Source organism: Synechococcus sp. Cruz CV12-2-Slac-r, assembly GCF_024346075.1.
Classification (GTDB): domain Bacteria; phylum Cyanobacteriota; class Cyanobacteriia; order PCC-6307; family Cyanobiaceae; genus Synechococcus_D.
The window spans coordinates 1-3,311 of record NZ_JAGQEK010000170.1; the positions used below are offsets into that span (position 1 = coordinate 1).

General features: G+C 52.6%; 4 protein-coding genes and 1 pseudogene. All 5 read right to left on the reverse strand.

Annotated features, from left to right (window positions below; all coding sequences use genetic code 11):
- A pseudogene (locus KB557_RS10025) lies at window positions 1-318 on the reverse strand (cell division protein FtsZ); the annotation flags it as partial.
- A gap of 107 nt (window positions 319-425) precedes the next feature.
- The gene (locus tag KB557_RS10030; protein WP_255133816.1) at window positions 426-1,241 is read right to left on the reverse strand and encodes an FtsQ-type POTRA domain-containing protein; all 816 of its coding nucleotides are present in this window, start codon (window positions 1,239-1,241) and stop codon (window positions 426-428) included.
- 1 nt (window position 1,242) lies between these two features.
- Window positions 1,243-1,653, reverse strand: coding sequence for a hypothetical protein (locus KB557_RS10035; protein WP_255133818.1), 411 nt, complete (start codon window positions 1,651-1,653; stop codon window positions 1,243-1,245).
- Window positions 1,650-2,720, reverse strand: a complete 1,071-nt coding sequence (locus KB557_RS10040) for a D-alanine--D-alanine ligase family protein (protein WP_399218979.1) — start codon at window positions 2,718-2,720, stop codon at window positions 1,650-1,652. Before KB557_RS10040 ends, KB557_RS10035 begins: the two co-directional genes overlap by 4 nt.
- An 18-nt stretch (window positions 2,721-2,738) precedes the next feature.
- A partial coding sequence (locus KB557_RS10045) for a radical SAM protein (protein ID WP_255133820.1) occupies window positions 2,739-3,311 on the reverse strand: 573 nt, incomplete at its 5' end.

Consider the following 3,311-nt stretch of genomic DNA (forward strand, 5'->3'; position numbering starts at 1 on the left):
GGCTTGCTGTAATTCGATCCTTGATTCCTCTGCCGCTTTCTGGCCGATCGCTGGATTGCCGCCTGCACCAAGGCCGCGGGTGAGCTTCATGCCGAGCTGCACCCTTTGATTTGCTGATGCGTTCAACAGAGCTTGGGCATCGGTATTGAGCACCCAAAAGCCCACGCCATGCAGATCAGAAGCGATCATGCGATTTACGGCATTACTGCCCCCGCCTCCAACACCGATCACTTCAATCCGCGCGCTTTGACTAGGCACAATTCCTTGCCCAGCTATGGAGCTCTCCATTGAGCGGCTACTTGTTGGTGGCCTGTTCATTATTCCAGGCGTACCGCTTCAGGGTTCAATACCAACACATTTTGGTTGCCACGGATACATCTTTTATTAGTTTTTGTGTGGGTTTCCCAGTTAAATTCAGGTTATTACTAGTTCGGATCACGTTTAAGAGGAGCCGCCATAACCAGTTCGGGATGCTCAGGGTCGCTTAGATCCAAGGCCTTAGCCCCAAGAGCTCCCGGTGCGCCCTTCAACTCCTTGGATAGATGGCTAAGCACTTGCACTCTCCGGCCAAGCCTCTCATCGAGGGGGCCAAAGCGCACAGCTCCCAGCTTGCTGCTCACCACCCAAAGATCGCCATTGGCTTCAAACCTAAGTTCCCGCACATCCGCTTCTTTAGGTAACAGCCCAATCAGCAGCTCCAGGCTGGGTTGATAACGGCTTTGCCAGCCCACCACCTTGAGATTTGGTAACGCAGCCCCCATCGCCCCAGCCTGTTGCCGCGGGCTAATCCATCTACCGGTGCGATCGATAAAACCCTGTTCTGCGCCGCCAATGCCGTTGCGTTGTGCCTTTGCAACAGCAGCCCGTTCACTCAACGTGATCACAAGGCGGGGCGGAAGCATTTGCCGCTGCATCAGCACTTGATCCACCGGTAACGCAGCGCTGATTCGTTGCTTGATAAGGGCTGGATCCAGTTGTAAAAGCGGGAGGGGGAAAGTGATGCCGGTTGCCCGCAACACCTGCTCGCGGTTTAGATCTGGAGCCCCTTGCACCGTTACCTGGTTGGGGCTGCGCAAAATCCAGGCTTGCTTGATCACGAGCCAACTGAGGCCGCCGCTGATCGCAACTAAAGCAAGTAGTCGCCATAGCTGGGCCAGGATATTAAGGCGTTTAGTACGCCTTAATTCTTTGCGCCGTTGCACTCCTTCAGAGGGGTTTTGATTGCTTTTTTCCAGCACCACTTCAGAGCTCGCAGCGCGACCGACTCATCAATTCGCCAATCCACCTGCGGGCCCTTTCGGCGTCTGAAAAAGGTAAGTCGTATTCCCGGCCATTACCTATCAACCTGAGGCGGCAGGCGCCATGGCTTTCATCAGTTAACGGTGCATCACCGGATCCTAAGGAGAGCAGTTCCACTAATTCCAATTTCGACACTGGTAGAGATCCTTGGGCTTTAAAAGTGCCCGCTTCAAAACTGCTCCATTCCAAGCAGCCATCTTTGAGTCGGGCGGCTCCGCCGCCATCCAATTTGGATAATTCAGCCCCTGCAGCCCATTCCATAAAAAGTCTTTGGCGCCGCCGCTCTAACCAGCCAAGGGCGGCAAGAACCACAAAAGCAACTAGGAGTGGCAGCCAAAGCAATCCTTGATTCATCTAGCTAGCTCCAACAATTTATGCACTAGGTCGGGCAGGGGGATCCCACTTGCAAACCAAAGCATGGGATACATGCTCAAATGCGTAAAACCTGGCAACGTATTGATTTCATTTATTAAAAGTCGTTCTGTTGTTTCTTCGTAAAACAGATCAACGCGGCTGAGGCCACTGGCTCCCACTGCCTGGAGCGCTGAAATCGCCAATTTTTGAGCTTGGGCCGCCACTTGCTCTGGAACTTGAGCTGGAATTATCGGTTGGCTATGACCTTCTGAATATTTCGTGTCGTAGTCGTACCAATCAGCGTCAAAACAAATTTCCCCCACCACAGAAGCTTGCAGTTGCTCACGGCCCAACACGGCACATTCCAATTCCCTCACCTTGAGCCCCTGTTCCACCACAATTCGCTGGTCGTAGTTGGCGGCTAGCTCTAGTCCAGCCCACAACTCCTCGCGGTTGTTGGCTTTACTAATCCCCACCGAGGAACCAAGGTTGGCAGGTTTAATAAAACAGGGATAGCCAAGGGCTTGCTCTAACCGGCTTAGCAGCTGCTCTTTCTGCGCTAGTTCCGCTGCAGCAACTGCTTGATAAGGCCCTTGCGGTAGCCCCGCCGCCGCAAAAGCTGCTTTCATTGCCAATTTGTCCATACCCACGGCGGAACCCAGCACGCCAGAGCCCACAAAAGGCACCTGCATCAAGCTAAATAATCCCTGAATCGTGCCGTCTTCACCATTGGGGCCGTGAAGCATTGGAAACCAACAATCCACCTCTAAAGCTCCCTCAGGAAAACCTTGAAAGCCCTCTCGCGTGTTAATGCCAGCCAACTTGGTTGTGTCTGCAGGCTGCTTGCTTTCAAGAACCGCCTTCGCTACAGATTCTCCCCACCAGCGCCCTTGTTGATCGATATAAAAACAACGCAATTGATAGCGCGCTGGGTTTAATCCCTCACTTAAACCCTGCTTCACGGTGCAGGCAGACCTTATTGAAATGGCGTGTTCCCCAGAATTACCACCAAAAATCAACCCCACCACTATTGGCTCAAGGCTGGCTTTCACTGCGCTGGTATTCACAAAACCGTTGCCGGGGCCTCAAATTACCAGTGCTGCTTCAGCCATGGGTATACCAGTAAGAGAAAAGGCTCGCGCAGCTTCGATTTTTACTGGCACCGTATTTCCAGGCTGATAGCCATTGGCGCTGAAAAAAGTGAGTCGATTAGTGCGGGTGCGGCCCATTAATTGTTGCGGATCTTTGGGGTTAATAGCTTCTGCTAAAACCTCTACGGAGCGTCCCAGATAGCGATTGCTGCACTCCAGCGCCGTTTTTCTCACCAATAGATTTAATTCCTCCAGGCGCTCTACTTTTACCGCCTCTTCCACTTGATCTGGCCAATTGGCAGCTGGTGTATGAGGCCGCGGAGAATAGGCAGCGGTATTTACTAAATCAAAACCAATTTCAGCCACAAGCGAAAGGGTGCGCTGGAATTGGGCGTTGCTTTCACCTGGAAAACCAACGATCGCATCAGCGCTGATGGCTGCATTTGGCATGCGGCTGCGAATTTGATCAACGATGCGGCGATAGCGATCAATGCTGTAGCCCCGCGCCATCGCCTTCAGCAATTCGTTATCACCACTTTGAAATGGCACATGGAAATGTTCACAAAC

Excerpts from the sequence above, each read along its gene's own strand:
- KB557_RS10035 (WP_255133818.1), bottom strand. The coding sequence starts at position 1,653 with ATGAATCAAGGATTGCTTTGGCTGCCACTCCTAGTTGCTTTTGTGGTT.